Genomic DNA, 17,336 nt, shown 5'->3' with positions numbered 1-17,336 from the left:
AAGCGAAGCTGTGGAGTGTATAACGTGATCGTACTTAGAAATGAAGAGGTTGATTTGCCCTTTAACCAGGTGCAGATCAGCCTTTTTAGCATGACTGGTGAGTGAATGTAAATCATAGAATTGATTTAGTAGATTTATTGCAAATGATAGGTTTACTTCCGTCTCTACCGGGCATACTGATAGACATGAGAGAGTTGCAGGCAACGTGATCAGAGAGCCGAGGGGGAGAACGGAATGAGCAGAAGAATTGTAAAGCAAATTGGACTTATTATTGTATGTCTTATGATGATTATCATGATGTGGGAAGGTCAGAAAACGGATGCAGCTGTGGCGGCCACAGCAATTCCTGAACAATCGATTCGCTTGCGTATTCTAGCAAACTCGGATGCACCCGGAGATCAATTGGTGAAACGCGAGATTCGGGATGCTGTCGTTGCTCAGATGGGCGAGTGGGTAGCCGAACTGGAGAATCCGCAAAATCTGGATGAAGCGCGCAAGGTTATTCGTGAGCATTTGTCCGAGATTGAGAATAGAGTAGGAGAAGAGTTGGCCAGTCGTGGTTTAAATTATGAGTATCAGGTGGAGCTGGGTTCCGTTCCGTTCCCGACCAAGCTGTATGGGGGTACCGTCTATCCTGCCGGAGATTATGAAGCGGTTCGGATCACGCTGGGCGAAGGCAAAGGTCAGAACTGGTGGTGTGTGTTGTTCCCGCCGCTGTGCTTCATTGATGCAGGGACTGGGGATGCACTGGCGAAACCTTCAACGGTATCGGCCGCAGCTGCTGAACCAGGAGATGCCGAGGCATCTGTGCAGGGAGATACACCGGAAGCGAGATTCTTTCTGTGGGATATGGCCGTGAAACTGTGGAGTTGGGTAACTGGATTATTCGCATAACAACGTATTTATACTACAAAAAAGGGAGACTTCTATTCATGGAGCTGCCCTTTTGATATGAATTAGTGGTGAAATTCCGAGCGAAGTATGAAGGGCATCCGAGTTGGGACAGGTATGTTATAATTACTTATATTGAATATGGATAGGAAGTAACCTACTTGAAGTTTAGGAATGATGATATATGAGCAAAGAAAACGAACCATTGCAACACACCTCTGAGATGAGGGATGGTAGAGAAGATCGTGATATGAAAGCTCCGGGAGAGCTGGTCACTGAGATGTGGGATGTACGCGTCTTGGTGAGCGCTGAGAACGATCACGGAATGGGTAATAATGAGTGGTTGGATGTGAAAAAGGGGAGCGCCGATCAACAGGCGCTCGCCGACTTGCAGGCTGCCGCAACCTGCATTCGTCAAGGTCAGACGGTGGCTTTTCCGACCGAGACGGTCTATGGCCTGGGTGCCGATGCGCGTAGCACAGCAGCCGTCGAGGCTGTATTTGTCGCCAAAGGCCGACCTTCCGACAATCCACTGATCGTGCATATCGCGCACCGTGACCAGTTGGATACGCTGGTCACGGAAGTGAACGAAACGGCGGAAGCGCTGATGGCGGCCTTCTGGCCGGGACCACTGACGCTGGTGCTGCCCGTTAGGCCGGGGGCAGTGTCACCACGTGTCACCGCCGGTCTGGACACGGTGGCCGTGCGCATGCCGGACCATCCGGTGGCCTTGCAGTTGATCGCGGCGGCGGCATGCCCTGTGGCTGCGCCAAGCGCCAACCGCTCCGGGCGGCCAAGTCCGACACTCGCGTCTCATGTACGCGAGGATCTGGATGGCCGCATCGGTGGCATTGTGGACGGCGGCCCCACCGGGGTGGGCGTCGAGTCCACAGTTGTGCAAGTCGGTGACGACGATACCGTCACCATCCTGCGCCCTGGCGGCATTACGGCGGAACAACTGTCCGCCGTTGCCGCCCGTGTCGCCACGGACCCCGCGCTACTCGCGGAGGGGGCCGATGGCGTGGGCAGCCCGGCGCCGCGCTCGCCGGGCATGAAGTACACGCACTACGCACCCACAGGGGCGCTGTGCGTGGTGGAGGGGCCGCCCGCAGCGGTGGCGGCCTGGATCAGCGCCGCCCTCGCAGAGGCGGCGCAGCGCGGAGAGCGCACCGCGGTGCTGGCGTTCGCCGAGCACGCGGAGCAGTACCGCGCCGATGCCGTGTTCTCGCTGGGAGACGCCAGCGAGCTGGAAGAAGCAGCGCGCCGGCTATACGCCGCGCTGCGCAGCTGCGATGAGCAAGGCGCCACATATATAGTGGCTGAAGCCTGCTCACGCGAAGGGCTGGGAGCAGCCGTCATGAATCGGCTGCTCAAGGCTGCAGGTAACCAACTCATACAAGTTGGCAACCAGCAACCCTCTTAATCTCTCCTGATCATATCTCAGGAGAGTTGCTTAACTTTTTCCGAAACAAAATCAAGATTCTATAAAGCCGGCATCCAACCATAGATCCGTCACCGTTTGCCTTTCATCGGTCATGTTTAGGTCCTTGTCCGCATATCGTGTACAAGAACCTTTACGTGACTTGGGGGTATGGGGATGTGGGATGTGTCTGCCCATGTTGGGCAGTTTGTAACCATTTTGATCATGGCTATTGCGCTTGGCCTCGATGCGTTCTCACTCGGAATCGGAATTGGCATGAAGGGCATTCGGCTGCGGGATGTATTGCGAATCAGTATTGTAACTGCGCTGTTTCATATCATCATGCCGCTCATCGGCATGTATATGGGCAAATACGTCAGCTCCCTGCTCGGTGACATTACGACGTATGCGGCAGGTGGATTGCTTGTTTTGCTGGGTGCTCATATGATTCTGAATGCATTCCGTGAAGGCGATACCAAGCTGGTGGACCACCGTTCCCTGCTCGGCGTTGTTTTGTTCTCCCTCAGCGTAAGTGTGGATTCGTTCTCCGTTGGCGTTTCCTTAGGGATGTTTAGCAGTGATCTGATATTGACCGTACTTGCTTTCGGTGTTTGTGGCGGGGTGATGTCGGTTATGGGTCTGCTATTAGGCCGTCGGGTGAGCCAGAATCTTGGGGATTACGGCGAAGCTATTGGTGGCGCAATCTTGCTTGCGTTTGGACTTTTGTTTATATTTTAGAATAAAACTTGAGATATCATATCATTCGCATCATATGTAAAATGGGGAGGCTAACACAATGAAACATATTTTATTCGTATGTACAGGAAATACGTGCCGCAGCCCCATGGCAGAGGGGCTTTTGAGAAAATTGGCATCGGAGCGCGGCATTCAGGTAGAGGTTCGTTCCGCAGGTGTGGCAGCAACATCGGGTATGCCGATTTCCCGCCATGCTGAAGCAGTTCTGAGAGATCATAACGTTGAAGGTCCACCTCATTCCACACAGCTTAGCGCTAACCTGGTAGGTTGGGCTGATCTGGTTCTTACATTAACACGGAGTCATAAGCAGCATGTCATGCAGGTTTTTCCCGATTCAGTCCACAAAACTTATACATTGAAAGAATATGTGGAGGATGATGAACAGGTATTAAGTGATGTTCAGGAGTTGGACAGCCTGTTTGCAACGCTTGAAATGAAACGTGCCCTTGGGCAAGAGATCTTGGCATCGGAGCGTGAGCGAGCCATTGAGATCAGACAACGAATTCCAAGTTTCGACATCTCCGATCCGTTTGGGGGAAGTCGTGATGATTACAATATAGCTGCAGCTGAGATTCGGACGGCGTTGGACCGGCTTTTGGATAAGCTGGGTTAAATCTGATCCTGCGGGGCAGGTTATAGAAATAGGACACGTGATGTAAATTAACCGTTGATTTTAGCCGCGGGTTGTTTTATGATGAAGGGGAAAACAGGGATCCGGTGTAACTGGCGACGAAGTGGGCATAACCACGATGGAGCACCGGAACAAACGGCCGGTCGCCTGGGCAAAAGAGCAATTCTGCGTTACCCGCAGACTGCTCTTTTTTTCGTCTTTCATCTGATTATTCGCTATAATAGTACCTGAGATGCCGTGCAAGAATACGAAGGACAGCCAAGAGAAAGCAGGCATGATTTTATCGGGAGGCGATGATAGGATGACTATAGAGTTAGATTCGGAACAACCCGGATTGCAGGAACAGACCGCGTCTATTCTGCATGAACTGGCGCTTGCCGGACAGCTTGGACCTGGACAGATCGTTGTGATCGGTACAAGCACAAGTGAAGTCGCAGGCGCTCGGATTGGTACGAGTGGTGCCATTGAAGTGGCACAGCAGCTTCTTGCGGGTATACGCGAGGTGCAGGAGGAGTTCGGTTTTGACACGGTATTCCAATGTTGTGAGCATCTGAACCGTGCGCTGGTAATGGAGCGTTCTGTGCTTACTCGACTTGGATTGACCGAGGTTGGCGCAGTACCCGTGCCCAAAGCCGGAGGTTCCATGGCATCCGCAGCATATCGTTCGCTGACCGATCCATGCCTGGCTGAACATGTGCAGGCCCATGCTGGCCTGGACATTGGGGAGACGATGATTGGGATGCATCTCCAGCATGTAGCCGTACCCTATCGCACAGCGCTCCGCTATGTTGGAGATGCTCGTGTAACCACAGCGTTGACTCGTCCGAAGTTGATTGGCGGCGAACGCGCGGTGTATCGTATGGAAGAACAACCAGATTCGACATTTTGTGACTAACATATAAAGCAAGACTAATTGGGTTACACTCCTGACTTTGATTGCATCACCATCTTCCGATCGCTGTTATCCCCAGATTTTTTTATTCCCTATTTAAAGGGGAAATCCGGTGATAAAGGCGACCACTTCGTTTCTTCAGATTGGTGTTGCACTCGCCGTTTTCGTGTAAACATTAGTTTCACTTTATAACTTCACTTATACCTGGGAGGAATTTAATCATGGAACAATTGCGCAAGAATGACCCGGCAGTACTGGAAGCGATGAATCTTGAACTGAAACGTCAACAGAACAACATCGAACTGATCGCATCCGAGAACATCGTAAGTGAAGCAGTAATCGAAGCAATGGGATCTGTTCTGACCAACAAGTACGCTGAAGGATATCCAGGTAAACGTTACTATGGCGGTTGTGAGCATGTGGACATCGTTGAAGACATCGCGCGTGATCGTGCAAAAGAATTGTTCGGAGCAGAACACGTGAATGTTCAACCTCACTCCGGTGCACAAGCGAACATGGCAGTTTATCTTGCAGCGTTGAAACCTGGTGATACTGTACTTGGTATGAACCTTGCCCATGGTGGACACCTCACACACGGTAGCCCGGTTAACGCATCTGGTTTGCTGTACAACTTTGTAGCATACGGCGTACAGGAAGATACATTCTTGATTGATTATGATGAAGTACGCAAAGCGGCTTTCAAACACCGCCCTCGTCTGATCGTTGCAGGTGCAAGTGCATATCCACGTACCATTGATTTTGAAAAGCTGGCTTCCATCGCCAATGATGTAGGCGCTTTGTTCATGGTGGACATGGCTCACATCGCAGGACTGGTTGCTGCTGGTTTGCATCCAAACCCGGTTCCACATGCGCATTTCGTAACAACAACTACACACAAAACGCTGCGTGGACCTCGTGGTGGTATGATTCTGTGCCGCAAAGCGTGGGCAGCAGCGATTGATAAAGCGGTATTCCCAGGTTCCCAAGGTGGACCTCTGATGCACGTGATCGCTTCCAAAGCGGTAGCATTCGGAGAAGCTTTGCAACCTTCATTTAAAACATATGCACAGAACGTTGTGAAAAACGCACAGGTTCTGGCTGAAACACTGATCGCTGAAGGATTGAACATCGTATCCGGTGGTACAGATAACCACTTGATGCTGATCGACACACGCAGTGTGAACATCACAGGTAAGGAAGCTGAGCATGTGCTTGATTCCATCGGTATTACCGTGAACAAAAATGCAATTCCATTCGACCCTACAAGCCCGTTTGTGACGAGCGGTATCCGAATTGGTACACCTGCTGCAACTTCCCGTGGCATGAACGAAGAAGCGATGGTAGCGATTGGTAAGATCATTGCCAAAACGCTGAAAAATCCAAAAGATACAGCGAAGCTGGATGAAGCCCGTGCAGAAGTGACTGCACTGACAGACCAATTCCCGCTCTATACAGATCTTAAATACTAAAAAACTTTGCTCATGGTGTTTGTATTTGAGTTTTTCAATGTAAACACTCGGACGGAGCAAACCGAAAGAACCTGAAGAAGCGTAGCGCTCGCCTTTATCCCCAGATTTCAACAATTATAATTGGATCAAAGAAATCAGGGGATAACAGCGATCGGAAGGTCATTCGGTTTGCGGAGGATTTATCAGTGGTTACACGTTTTTGAACATACTCAACGACATAACAACATGAGCAAAACAGGACCGGATGGATCATTTTCCGGTCCTGTTTTTTATAGGATTCGGTATTCTGTAATGATTGGGTGCCCTTTGATGGTGTAATTCGTTGTTGGTGATGATATAATATACAGGATTTATCGAGCCCATGAATGGTGGCTAGGTATATTTGGAAATGCTGAACATGAAGAACTTACCGGAGGGACAAATTAGATGGGAAAATTAGTAATATGTGATCACCCTTTGATTCAACACAAACTGACGTTTATACGCGACATGCGTACGAATACGAAAGATTTTCGTGAATTGGTGGATGAAGTAGCAACGTTGATGGCTTATGAGATTACAAGAGATGTTGAACTGGAAACGATTGATGTACAGACACCTGTAGCTGCAACACAAGGTAAAGTTATCTCTGGACGTATGCTCGGACTGGTGCCGATTCTGCGCGCAGGACTCGGAATGCTGGATGGCGTTGTGAAATTGTTGCCAGCGGCAAAAGTTGGACATGTTGGTCTGTTCCGTGACCCGGAAACACTGCAACCGGTAGAATACTACACCAAACTGCCTACAGACGTAACAGAGCGTCAATTGATTGTAATTGATCCGATGCTGGCAACGGGTGGTTCGGCAATTGCAGCTATTGACGTGCTCAAAAAACGTGGCTGTACCCAAATCAAGATGATGAACCTGGTTGCAGCACCGGAAGGCGTAAAAGCTGTGCAAGATGCACATCCCGATGTGGACATCTATGTAGCAGCATTGGACGACCGTCTGGATGATCATGGTTATATCGTTCCAGGGCTTGGAGATGCAGGAGACCGTCTATACGGCACTAAATAAGCATATTGCATGCGGAGTAGAAAAGGGGCTTTGCTCGAATGTCCAACAAAATTAAAGTTATGACGATCTTCGGGGTGCGTCCGGAAGCCATCAAGATGGCTCCGCTAATTTTGGAATTGCAAAAACACCCTGAGTCTATTGAATCTATTGTTTGCGTAACTGCGCAGCATCGCCAGATGTTGGATCAGGTACTTGAAGTTTTCGACATTCATCCCGATTATGATCTGGATGTGATGAAGGACCGTCAGACATTGAATGAAATTACAATTCGTGTGCTTGGCGGCCTGGAGCCAGTGTTAGCCGAAGCTAAGCCGGATATTGTACTGGTTCACGGGGATACATTAACTACCTTTGTAGCGAGCTATGCAGCATTCCTGCAACAGATTCAGGTAGGGCATGTGGAAGCGGGGCTGCGGACGTGGAACAAGCTGTCTCCATATCCGGAAGAGATGAACCGTCAGCTGACGGGAGTACTCGCTGATCTACACTTTGCGCCTACGGATTGGTCTTCTTCCAATCTTGCCAAAGAAAATAAATCAGAGTCTAGTACGTACGTCACAGGCAACACGGTAACCGATGTGTTTCAATATACAGTACGGGAGGACTACACACACCCGGTACTTGATTGGGCCCAAGGCAAACGCCTTGTGCTGATGACAGCTCATCGCCGTGAATCTCAAGGCGAGCCTCACCGCAACATTTTCCAGGCCGTCAAACGGATTGCCGACGAATTCGAAGATATTGCCATCGTGTACCCGGTGCATCCAAGTCCTGCTGTGAAGGAGCCGGCTCACGCGATCTTGGGGAATCATCCCCGTATTCAATTAATTGATCCACTAGACGTGGTGGATTTGCATAACTTTTACCCGCACACTCACTTGATTTTGACCGATTCAGGCGGTTTGCAGGAAGAAGCACCTTCGTTTGGTGTGCCTGTGCTCGTATTGCGCGATACAACAGAACGCCCGGAAGGTATTGAAGCCGGAACGCTGGAATTGGTAGGTACCGAAGAGGAACGTGTGTATGAACGGACGAAAGCTCTGCTTACAGACAAAACCCTGTATGCAAGCATGAGCCAGGCTGCCAATCCTTACGGTGATGGACATGCTTCGGAAAGAATTGTCAATGCGATTTTGCATCATTTCGGTGTAAATAGTGAGCGTCCGGAATCATTTCACAGAAAATTCAAAAAATAATACATTTTTTCTGACGGATTTATAAAGGGCAAGCATACAGTTAAACTGTACGGTTTACGCGGGTTTATGGGCTTTGAGGGTCTGTATTCCCGTCGTTTCCCCCTTTAAAACGCTAAAATCATTCAATTGACAAAGGCTCTCATCATTCAGTAAAATTAACTGGGATTGCAAGGGTGGCGTGGAAAATGGCCGATTCGAACAAACCAAATTCATCCCGTAACCATGACGATAATGTATGGAAAGCGATGGGACTCGTGACAGCTTTTGGGATCGAGATTGCCATTCTCGCTGTTGCCGGATATTACGCTGGCTCCTGGTTGGACAAGACCATCGGAGGTAACGGAATATGGATCGCCGTAAGCGTTCTCTTTTTTCTTGCGGCAGGCGGTGTAAGCATCTACTTTATCGCGAAAAAAATCATGGGGGAAAGTGATGAGTGAACTAACCAGATACCGCAGATCGATGACTGTTTTCGTCATGTACTTTCTTATGATTTGTTTTCTCGCAGCGGCCTTTATGCCACGTGTGGAGACAATTGCTTTGGGACTGGCCCTGGGTACAGGAGTTAGCTGGATCAATGCATTTTACCTGGGCTACAAAGTAAGGAAAATGTCTGATGATGCGGCAGAAGGTAACTTGAAGCGTGTCAACTTGGGATTTTTGACAAGAGCGGCATTCGCTGTGCTCGGTATATTCATATCGATGCGCTTTCCGCAGTACTTCAATACATATGCGGTTGCAGGCGGTCTCGTCATTGCACAATATTCCTTATTGATTATAGGGATTGTCTATTCCCGCAGAGCAGAATGATGTTAAGGGCTGCAGCTTTCAAGTCGAGAAAGGGGTGAGAAAAATATGCATGAAGCTCCAATTATTATGCTTGGCGGATTTCGACTGGATCTATCAGTTCTGTTGATGCTGGTAGTTACAGGTGCAATTGTTTTTATTTTTGCTGTACTGGCAACACGGAGATTATCCGTTGAAAATCCCGGCAAGCTGCAAAATTTTATGGAGTGGGCAGTAGAATTCGTCCGCAATCTGATTTCCAGCACAATGGATATGAAGAAAGGTAAACATTTTATCTCTCTCGCTCTTTCCATGATTATGTTCATTTTTGTAGGGAACATGCTTGGCCTTCCGCTCGTGGCTGTATCTGAGGTAACAGATGTTAATCAGGCACAGGTATTTGGTAAACCGATTGTTACAGCGGTGGAGGCGTTTGAAAAAGCGCATGCCAAGGACCCTGAAGCACACCCACACGTTGAATTGGCTTGGTGGAAATCACCGACAGCCGACTTGTCTGTAACGATGGGACTAGCTCTTGTAGCGTTCCTTGTATCTCATGGACTAGGATTGTTCCGCAACACAAAAGGATATCTCCAGCATTACCTGAAGCCATTCGCCTTGTTCTTGCCAATCAACTTGATTGAGACGGCATCCAAGCTGTTGACACACGGTATGCGTCTATTCGCGAATATCTTCGCGGGTGAGGTACTGATCGCAACGATCCTGAAACTGACCACATTTAAAGTGTTTGGTGCTATTGCAGCGATTCCGCTGCTGATGGTGTGGCAAGGCTTCAGTATCTTTATCGGCGCGATCCAGGCATTTGTGTTTGTTATCTTGATGATGGTGTACATTTCACAGAGCATCGAGACGCACGACGAGCATTAAGTTTCAAGCCCTACGAAGATTTCTTCACCAGGCTGAACAATAAAAAATTCGATTTATTATTTTAAGGAGGATATACAAATGGGAGCAATGGCATTAATCGCAGCAGCAATTGTTGCAGGACTGGGCGCGTTTGGCGCAGGTATTGGTAACGGTATGGTAATCAGCAAAACGGTGGAAGGTATTGCCCGTCAACCTGAAGCAAAATCCACTCTTCAAACAACAATGTTTATCGGTGTAGGTTTGATCGAGGTATTGCCGATCATCGGTGTGGTACTCGCGTTCATGTTCTATGGTATGGCTTAATTAAATTTTAAAGGTTTGGCGGGGAAGGCCATAGCCATCCGCGCCTTCTTTTTAGGTAATGTCCGTTCTAACGGATGACGTTTCAAGGATACCTCCAGGAAGGAGTGAACAGATTGAGTTTCATATGGGAAAATACGCTTCTTGCGATTGTTGCATTTGCAATTTTATATTGGCTGCTTAGCCGTTATGCCTTCGGGCCTTTGTTCTCCATTATGGAAAAACGTCGTGAACTCGTGATGACGCAGATGAATGAGGCTGCACAGACTCGGGAACAGGCCATTGCCTATGTGGAGGAACAAAAACAAGCTCTTGAGCAAGCACGTCAAGATGCTTACGACATCATTGAACAGTCAAAACAAACAGGTGGCAAACAAGCTGAATCGATTTTGGCTGATGCAAAAGCTGAAGCTAATCGTCTGAAAGACGATGCAGTACGCGAAATCGAGAGCGAGAAGAACAAAGCAGTCGCAGCACTTCGCAGCGAACTGGGTACAGCTTCCGTTCAGATTGCATCCAAGTTGATCAAAAAAGAAGTTGAGAACGGTCCTGCACAAGAAGAGCTTGTGAACCAATACCTCAATGAGGTAGGAGGCCGACAATGAGCCGCGATACGATAGTTGCCAAGCGTTATGCGAAAGCATTGTTCGAAGTTGCTCTTCAGCAACAGCAGGTGCTTGAGGTTGAACAGGAACTGGTTGCAGTAGTCAGTGCGTTGACTGGAGATGCAGATATCGAGAAATTTATCGTATCCCCTAATATTTCTGATGAAGCCAAGCAGAACGTAATTCACTCAAGTCTTGATGGCAAGGTATCCGATTCAGTCCTTCGTACAGTCTTGTTGTTGATTGAGCGCGGACGCGTTGAATTGCTGGGAGACTTGCTGAATGATTATCGGAAGATCCAAGGTGAGTCGCTGGGCATCGCTGATGCACGTGTCTACTCGACTTATGCGTTGAATGATGAAGAAAAAGAAGCGGTAGCCCGTGAATTCGGTGGCCGTGTGAATAAAAAGATTCGTATCGAGAACATTGTTGATCCGACTCTGCTGGGCGGATTGAAAGTCGCCATTGGCGATACGATCTATGACGGCAGCTTGGCTGGCAAGCTCGAACGTCTTGAGCAGTCTTTTAACAGACGAGTACAGTAGATTGGGGTGAGGACACTTGAGTATCAAACCAGAAGAAATCAGTACATTAATTAAGAGCCAAATCGAACAATACAAGACCGATATCGATGTAGTCGAAGTCGGAACGGTAATCGAGGTTGGTGATGGTATCGCTCGTGTTTACGGACTTGAGAACGTCATGTCCAACGAGTTGGTTGAATTCCCAAGCGGTGTTATGGGACTCGCCATGAACGTCGAAGAAAGCAATGTCGGTGTCGTTATCCTGGGACCTTACTACGATATTCGTGAAGGTGACCAAGTGAAACGTACTGGTCAAATCATGCAAGTGCCTGTAGGCGAAGCATTGATTGGACGCGTTGTGAACCCGCTCGGTATTCCTGTAGATGGCAAAGGGCCAATCGCTACAACGGAATTCCGTCCGGTTGAAGGTAAAGCACCAGGCGTAATGGATCGTAAATCGGTTCATGAGCCGATGCAAACAGGGATCAAAGCCATTGATGCAATGGTTCCAATCGGTCGTGGACAACGTGAGTTGATCATCGGTGACCGTCAAACAGGTAAAACATCCATCGCAATTGATGCGATCCTGAACCAAAAAGGCAGCGGCATGAAGTGTATCTACGTGGCTATTGGTCAGAAACAGTCTACGGTTGCTCAAGTTGTGGAAACTCTTCGTCGTAAAGGCGCAATGGAGTACACAATCGTTGTAACTGCAGCAGCTTCCGATCCATCACCACTCTTGTACATCGCACCGTATTCCGGCTGTTCGATGGGTGAGTACTTCATGTACAAAGGCGAGCACGTTCTGGTTATCTATGATGACTTGACCAAACAAGCCTCTGCATATCGTGAGCTTTCCTTGTTGCTTCGTCGTCCACCGGGCCGTGAGGCTTATCCGGGTGACGTCTTCTACCTGCACTCCCGTTTGCTGGAGCGTGCTGCGAAGCTGAATGATGAACTTGGTGGTGGTTCTTTAACCGCACTGCCGTTTATTGAAACACAAGCTTCCGACGTATCTGCATACATCCCAACGAACGTAATCTCCATCACGGACGGACAAATCTTCTTGGAAGCTGACTTGTTCAATGCTGGACAACGCCCAGCGATCAACGTAGGTATTTCCGTATCCCGTGTCGGTGGTTCTGCTCAGATCAAAGCGATGAAAAAGGTTGCAGGTTCCCTGCGTCTCGACCTCGCTCAATATCGTGAGCTTCAAGCGTTCTCCCAGTTCGGTTCCGATCTGGATAAAGCGACTCAGGCCCGCCTGAATCGTGGTGCGCGTATGATGGAAATCCTGAAGCAAGGTGTTAACCAGCCTCTGCCTGTAGAACAACAGGTTGTTAGCTTGTACACTGCGGTTAAAGGATTCCTGGATGAGATTCCAACAGGTGATGTTACTCGTTTCGAGCGTGAGTTCCTCGCGTTCATGGAGAGCAGCCATCCGGAGATTCTTGCATCCATCCGTGATACTAAAGAATTGACTGCAGACAACGAAAATGCACTGAAAGGTGCAATTGAGAAGTTCAGAAAGAGCTTTGCTGTCTCTGTCTAAATAAATGATTGCAGGTGCGGAGTTGTCTAACCGATTCCGCATGTCTGCATGTAATACTTTGACTCTGTCAAAAAAGATGATGCTTACGATGTAGTTTTGACTCTGTCAAAACTAGTGGTGATGCTTACGAAGTAACTTTGACCCCGTCAAAGTAGGGTTGTGCTTACGATGTAGTTTTGACTTTGTCAAAACTTTAAGGTGGTGAAATCATGGCAAAAGGCATGCGCGAAATTAAGCGGCAAATTAAAAGCGTACAAAGCACCAAGCAGATCACCAAAGCAATGGAGATGGTAGCTGCTGCAAAACTGCGTAAAGCGCAGGAAAAAGCGGAAGCAGCCCGTCCTTATTCGGAGAAGCTGAAAGAAGTTGTAGCTAGTATTGCATCAAGCACGCAAGGGATACAGCATCCGATGCTGGAGAGCCGTCCGGTCAAAAAGACAGCTTACCTGATCATTACATCGGACCGTGGTCTTGCAGGTGGATACAATGCAAACGTTTTGCGTCAGGTTAACCAGACGCTCAAAGAGCGCCACAACTCCCAGGATGACTACGAATTGTTCGTCATTGGACGTAAAGGACGCGATTACTTCAGACGTCGTGAAATGGCGATGGCATCCACAACAACGGATCTGTCGGATTCGCCTTCATTTGCAGATATCAAATCCATCGCACACGAAGCGGTTCATGGGTTTGAACTGGCTGAATTTGATGAATTGTACATTTGTTATAACCGCTTTGTGAATGCGTTGACCCAGATTCCTACGGTAGAGAAACTTCTTCCGATGGAAACACCTGAGGTAACTGCTGCGGAAGGACCAACGGCAAGCTACGAATACGAGCCGTCTGCTGAAGCTGTACTGGAGGTTCTGCTTCCGCGTTACGCGGAAACGCTGATCTATGGTGCACTTCTGAACGGTAAGGCAAGTGAGCTCGGCGCGAAAATGACGGCAATGGGTAATGCAACCAAAAATGCATCCAAACTCATTAACGACTTGTCATTGACATACAACCGTGCCCGTCAAGCGGCGATTACGCAGGAGATTACGGAAATTGTGGCAGGTGCCAACGCAGCACAAGGCTAACCGTTTTTTTATTAATGAAGGCTTGCAGAGCAAAGATAAACGAACGGTACATTATTTTTGCAAAAGTAGCAGGCTTGTAGGAGGGGAACGTTAAGATGAACAAAGGACGCGTTGTGAGCATCATGGGTCCGGTTGTTGACGTCGAGTTTGATCGCGGCGGTCTGCCGGAAATCCTCAATGCCATTACGATCACTACAGTAAGTGAGAGCGGCGTTAGTGTAAACCTTACACTCGAAGCTTCGAAACATCTGGGTGACAACCGAGTACGTTGTATTGCGATGTCCTCCACGGATGGACTTGTTCGTGGTATGGAAGCTTTAGATACAGGAGCACCAATCTCTGTACCTGTCGGAGAAGCAACACTGGGTCGTGTATTTAACGTACTCGGCGAAGCAATTGATACTGGCGGTGCCGTAGCTGCTGAGCACAAGAACCCGATTCACCGTTCGGCACCTGCATTTGATGAACTGACTACCCAAGCAGAGATGCTGGAGACAGGAATCAAAGTTATCGACTTGCTTGCTCCTTACGCTAAAGGTGGTAAAATCGGTCTCTTCGGTGGTGCCGGTGTAGGTAAGACGGTAACCATTCAGGAATTGATCAACAACATCGCACAAGAACACGGCGGTATCTCCGTATTTGCGGGTGTTGGTGAGCGTACACGTGAAGGTAATGACTTGTATCACGAGATGAGTGATTCCGGCGTTATCAACAAAACAGCAATGGTCTTCGGACAAATGAACGAGCCTCCAGGTGCACGTCTTCGTGTAGCTCTCACAGGTCTGACGATGGCGGAATACTTCCGTGATGAAGAAGGCCGTGACGTGTTGCTCTTTATCGATAATATCTTCCGTTTCACCCAAGCGGGTTCAGAAGTATCTGCCTTGCTTGGACGTATGCCTTCCGCGGTAGGTTACCAACCTACACTGGCAACAGAAATGGGTCAACTGCAAGAACGTATCACATCAACGAAAAAAGGTTCTGTAACATCCATCCAGGCCATCTACGTGCCTGCGGATGACTACACTGACCCGGCTCCTGCAACGACGTTTGCCCACTTGGATGCAACGACGAACCTGGAGCGTAAAATTTCCGAGATGGGTATCTATCCTGCGGTAGATCCACTGGCTTCCAGCTCCCGGATCTTGTCCCCTGAAGTTGTAGGAGAAGAACACTACAGCGTCGCTCAAGGCGTTAAACGTATCTTGGCACGTTACAATGAATTGCAAGATATCATTGCAATCCTGGGTATGGACGAGTTGAGTGAAGAAGACAGAGCGCTTGTATACCGTGCTCGTAAAATCCAACGTTTCTTGTCCCAGCCTTTCCACGTTGCTGAAGCATTTAACGGTATTCCGGGTAAATACGTTCCAGTTAAAGAAACGGTGCGCAGCTTTAAAGAGATTCTCGAAGGTAAGTATGATGATCTTCCGGAAGCAGCTTTCCTCTTTGTTGGTACAATTGAAGAGGCAGTGGAGAAAGCCAAAACACTGGTTTAGTCTGAATCCAGGATTGTCCTTATGAAGCGGGCTATCCTTCGGATATTTCAGGAGGGATGGAATTGAGCACCTTTTTGTTGGAAATTGTAACACCCGAGCGTTTGGTCTATTCAGAACAGGTGAATAGCATTACGGCTCGTGGTATTGAAGGGGAACTTGGCATTATGCCAGGTCATATTCCTATGGTTACACCTTTGCAGATTGCACCAATCTATATCCATAACGGAAAAGAAAATAAACGAGTTGCTATTGGTGGCGGGTTTATCGAAGTTCGTAAAGATAAGGTTGTTGTACTCGCAGAGAGTGCTGAATTCCCGGAAAGCATTGATGTGGATCGTGCGCGTGCGGCGAAAGAGCGGGCTGAACGTCGGCTTGCAAGCCAAAGCAATCAGGACCACTTTGATCACCGTCGTGCAGAGATTGCACTTCAAAAAGCGGTTAACCGGATTAATGTATTCGGCAAATAAACGATTCTTGGAAGCCTGGCGGCTTAGTCTGCCGGGCTTTTTTGAGTTTGTTTGATAGAATTGTTCTATCGAATATATCAAAATGGCTGACCACATATCCATCCTATTCCTTCAGTAAACAGAAGTATTTTAAACAAAATATTCACCGATTATGAGGATTTGAATAGAATGTAGGACTAAAGTAGTGGGCGCTTTTACCACTAAGAGAACCATTTTTTTCATGAATGAATTTAAATTATTTCCGAGGAAATGACAGAATCGATATCGAAATAGCGCTCTTTTATGTCGTTTTAGTCACAAAATCCCGGCATTTTAAAATTAAAATATTTTAGAAGTGGAAATCAATGTAATTGACAATGTATGATGAAAGAGCCTATATTCCATAGAGTCAGCAGAAGCAGGAAGCTGCGTAGTAGATTCCATAGTCATGCACAGCCGCATTGTTGCTGCTCGGTGATTGGGCATCAGGAGATTCCTGCCTGGCAGGAGTAAATCTGACAGTACGCTCAGTATGTTGTGCTCAAGACATTCCAGTATACTAACAAGTTATGGGTGCCGGGCATATGATATGCTGATCGCTGCAACAAATGTGGAGGTAAAGAATATATGGATACTGATCTGACGAATCAGGTGAACCAGGCGTTAAGCACCAATGGCTTGGTCTCAATCATCGTCTCCCTGTTATGTATTGCGTTGTCTTGGTGGGCTTTGACAAATCTCAAACTGGATTTAATCATCAGGCAACCACGAGGTGCTCAGGGAAGACTGTTGCATTTGTTGCTCGCAATCATTTTGGGGCATGCCGTTGCTGGCTTTGTCATTGACTACTTGTCCTGGACTCAAATGTTGCGTAATTTGTTTTAATGTTGAGATGGTTGGTTAATCATCTGTTAGGTTCTTCAAGCTGCTCATTGTCGAATAACATCGATTAATTGTGTTAACAATTAGAGTATGAGTTGTCGGTAAAGAAATTAAGAAAAAAATGTGACGTAAAATTGGATGAATTTGAGATGTTTTATGTAAAAATGCTTGTATCGTACAATTCAACAATGTTATGATGGAAGTTAGGGAATTCACAATTGTTCACTTATTTTGTAGTTATAAACGGGATATCCGGTTCATGCCGGCTAATAACCATCCCACTCTGTCTGTTCTGATGCTCTGCTGGCTTGTAAGACACTTATTTTACAGCTGAATAGCAAGATGCACGGCACATGGTATCATTGATATGGATTATAAAAACCAATTCTTTTCTGAACAGACATCTGTGGCAATATGCCAGAATATGTCGAAATTCCACACACAGCAACAGTCCTTTCTAC

General features: G+C 47.8%; 19 protein-coding genes and 1 riboswitch. All 19 genes read left to right on the top strand.

Annotated elements, in window-relative coordinates:
* Positions 1-234 precede the first annotated feature (234 nt).
* Entirely contained in the window at positions 235-894 is a 660-nt protein-coding gene (spoIIR, locus tag MKY92_RS27745) for a stage II sporulation protein R (RefSeq protein WP_339298326.1), read from the top strand.
* Positions 895-1,075: 181 nt separating this feature from the next.
* A complete protein-coding gene (locus tag MKY92_RS27740; RefSeq protein WP_339298325.1) occupies positions 1,076-2,314 on the top strand; it encodes an L-threonylcarbamoyladenylate synthase in 1,239 nt (412 codons plus the stop codon).
* Positions 2,315-2,488: 174 nt separating this feature from the next.
* The gene (locus MKY92_RS27735) at positions 2,489-3,049 is read left to right on the top strand and encodes a manganese efflux pump MntP family protein (RefSeq protein ID WP_221821826.1); all 561 of its coding nucleotides are present in this window, start codon (positions 2,489-2,491) and stop codon (positions 3,047-3,049) included.
* A gap of 58 nt (positions 3,050-3,107) precedes the next feature.
* On the top strand, positions 3,108-3,680 hold the full coding sequence (locus MKY92_RS27730; RefSeq protein WP_221821825.1) for a low molecular weight protein arginine phosphatase: 573 nt from the start codon (positions 3,108-3,110) through the stop codon (positions 3,678-3,680).
* A 96-nt stretch (positions 3,681-3,776) separates the two neighbouring features.
* Positions 3,777-3,858, top strand: a riboswitch (ZMP/ZTP riboswitch).
* A 141-nt stretch (positions 3,859-3,999) separates the two neighbouring features.
* Positions 4,000-4,593: a TIGR01440 family protein gene (locus tag MKY92_RS27725; protein ID WP_339298324.1), complete on the top strand. Its 594-nt coding sequence runs from the start codon at positions 4,000-4,002 to the stop codon at positions 4,591-4,593.
* A gap of 218 nt (positions 4,594-4,811) precedes the next feature.
* A complete protein-coding gene (gene glyA, locus MKY92_RS27720; RefSeq protein WP_017691928.1) occupies positions 4,812-6,059 on the top strand; it encodes a serine hydroxymethyltransferase in 1,248 nt (415 codons plus the stop codon).
* A 426-nt stretch (positions 6,060-6,485) separates the two neighbouring features.
* Complete coding sequence (gene upp / locus MKY92_RS27715; RefSeq protein WP_017691929.1) at positions 6,486-7,115, top strand: uracil phosphoribosyltransferase; 630 nt, start codon at positions 6,486-6,488, stop codon at positions 7,113-7,115.
* A 38-nt stretch (positions 7,116-7,153) separates the two neighbouring features.
* The gene (wecB, locus tag MKY92_RS27710; protein WP_036667768.1) at positions 7,154-8,311 is read left to right on the top strand and encodes a UDP-N-acetylglucosamine 2-epimerase (non-hydrolyzing); all 1,158 of its coding nucleotides are present in this window, start codon (positions 7,154-7,156) and stop codon (positions 8,309-8,311) included.
* A 185-nt stretch (positions 8,312-8,496) separates the two neighbouring features.
* Entirely contained in the window at positions 8,497-8,751 is a 255-nt protein-coding gene (locus MKY92_RS27705) for an AtpZ/AtpI family protein (protein ID WP_017691931.1), read from the top strand.
* Positions 8,744-9,121, top strand: coding sequence for an ATP synthase subunit I (locus MKY92_RS27700; RefSeq protein WP_017691932.1), 378 nt, complete (start codon positions 8,744-8,746; stop codon positions 9,119-9,121). The genes MKY92_RS27705 and MKY92_RS27700 overlap by 8 nt, the downstream gene beginning before the upstream one ends.
* 45 nt (positions 9,122-9,166) lie before the next feature.
* Entirely contained in the window at positions 9,167-9,985 is an 819-nt protein-coding gene (atpB, locus tag MKY92_RS27695; protein WP_221821822.1) for a F0F1 ATP synthase subunit A, read from the top strand.
* Positions 9,986-10,063: 78 nt separating this feature from the next.
* Entirely contained in the window at positions 10,064-10,288 is a 225-nt protein-coding gene (atpE, locus tag MKY92_RS27690) for a F0F1 ATP synthase subunit C (RefSeq protein WP_017691934.1), read from the top strand.
* A gap of 113 nt (positions 10,289-10,401) precedes the next feature.
* Positions 10,402-10,890, top strand: a complete 489-nt coding sequence (gene atpF / locus MKY92_RS27685) for a F0F1 ATP synthase subunit B (protein WP_036612568.1) — start codon at positions 10,402-10,404, stop codon at positions 10,888-10,890.
* Positions 10,887-11,435, top strand: coding sequence for a F0F1 ATP synthase subunit delta (locus MKY92_RS27680; protein ID WP_036612565.1), 549 nt, complete (start codon positions 10,887-10,889; stop codon positions 11,433-11,435). Before atpF ends, MKY92_RS27680 begins: the two co-directional genes overlap by 4 nt.
* Before the next feature lie 16 nt (positions 11,436-11,451).
* Positions 11,452-12,966 (top strand): F0F1 ATP synthase subunit alpha, encoded by a 1,515-nt coding sequence (gene atpA / locus MKY92_RS27675; protein ID WP_047840700.1) that lies wholly within the window; start codon positions 11,452-11,454, stop codon positions 12,964-12,966.
* 209 nt (positions 12,967-13,175) lie between these two features.
* Positions 13,176-14,048: an ATP synthase F1 subunit gamma gene (gene atpG / locus MKY92_RS27670; RefSeq protein ID WP_076209796.1), complete on the top strand. Its 873-nt coding sequence runs from the start codon at positions 13,176-13,178 to the stop codon at positions 14,046-14,048.
* Between the two features lie 95 nt (positions 14,049-14,143).
* The gene (atpD, locus tag MKY92_RS27665; protein WP_047840699.1) at positions 14,144-15,547 is read left to right on the top strand and encodes a F0F1 ATP synthase subunit beta; all 1,404 of its coding nucleotides are present in this window, start codon (positions 14,144-14,146) and stop codon (positions 15,545-15,547) included.
* 62 nt (positions 15,548-15,609) lie between these two features.
* The gene (locus MKY92_RS27660; protein ID WP_221821821.1) at positions 15,610-16,014 is read left to right on the top strand and encodes a F0F1 ATP synthase subunit epsilon; all 405 of its coding nucleotides are present in this window, start codon (positions 15,610-15,612) and stop codon (positions 16,012-16,014) included.
* A gap of 606 nt (positions 16,015-16,620) precedes the next feature.
* Positions 16,621-16,878 (top strand): DUF1146 family protein, encoded by a 258-nt coding sequence (locus tag MKY92_RS27655; protein WP_017691941.1) that lies wholly within the window; start codon positions 16,621-16,623, stop codon positions 16,876-16,878.
* Positions 16,879-17,336: the final 458 nt, after the last annotated feature.

Origin of the sequence: Paenibacillus sp. FSL R5-0623, from assembly GCF_037974265.1 — a bacterium.
GTDB lineage: Bacteria > Bacillota > Bacilli > Paenibacillales > Paenibacillaceae > Paenibacillus.
The sequence above is the reverse complement of the archived record's forward strand: the minus strand, read 5'-3'. Positions and strand labels throughout refer to the sequence as shown.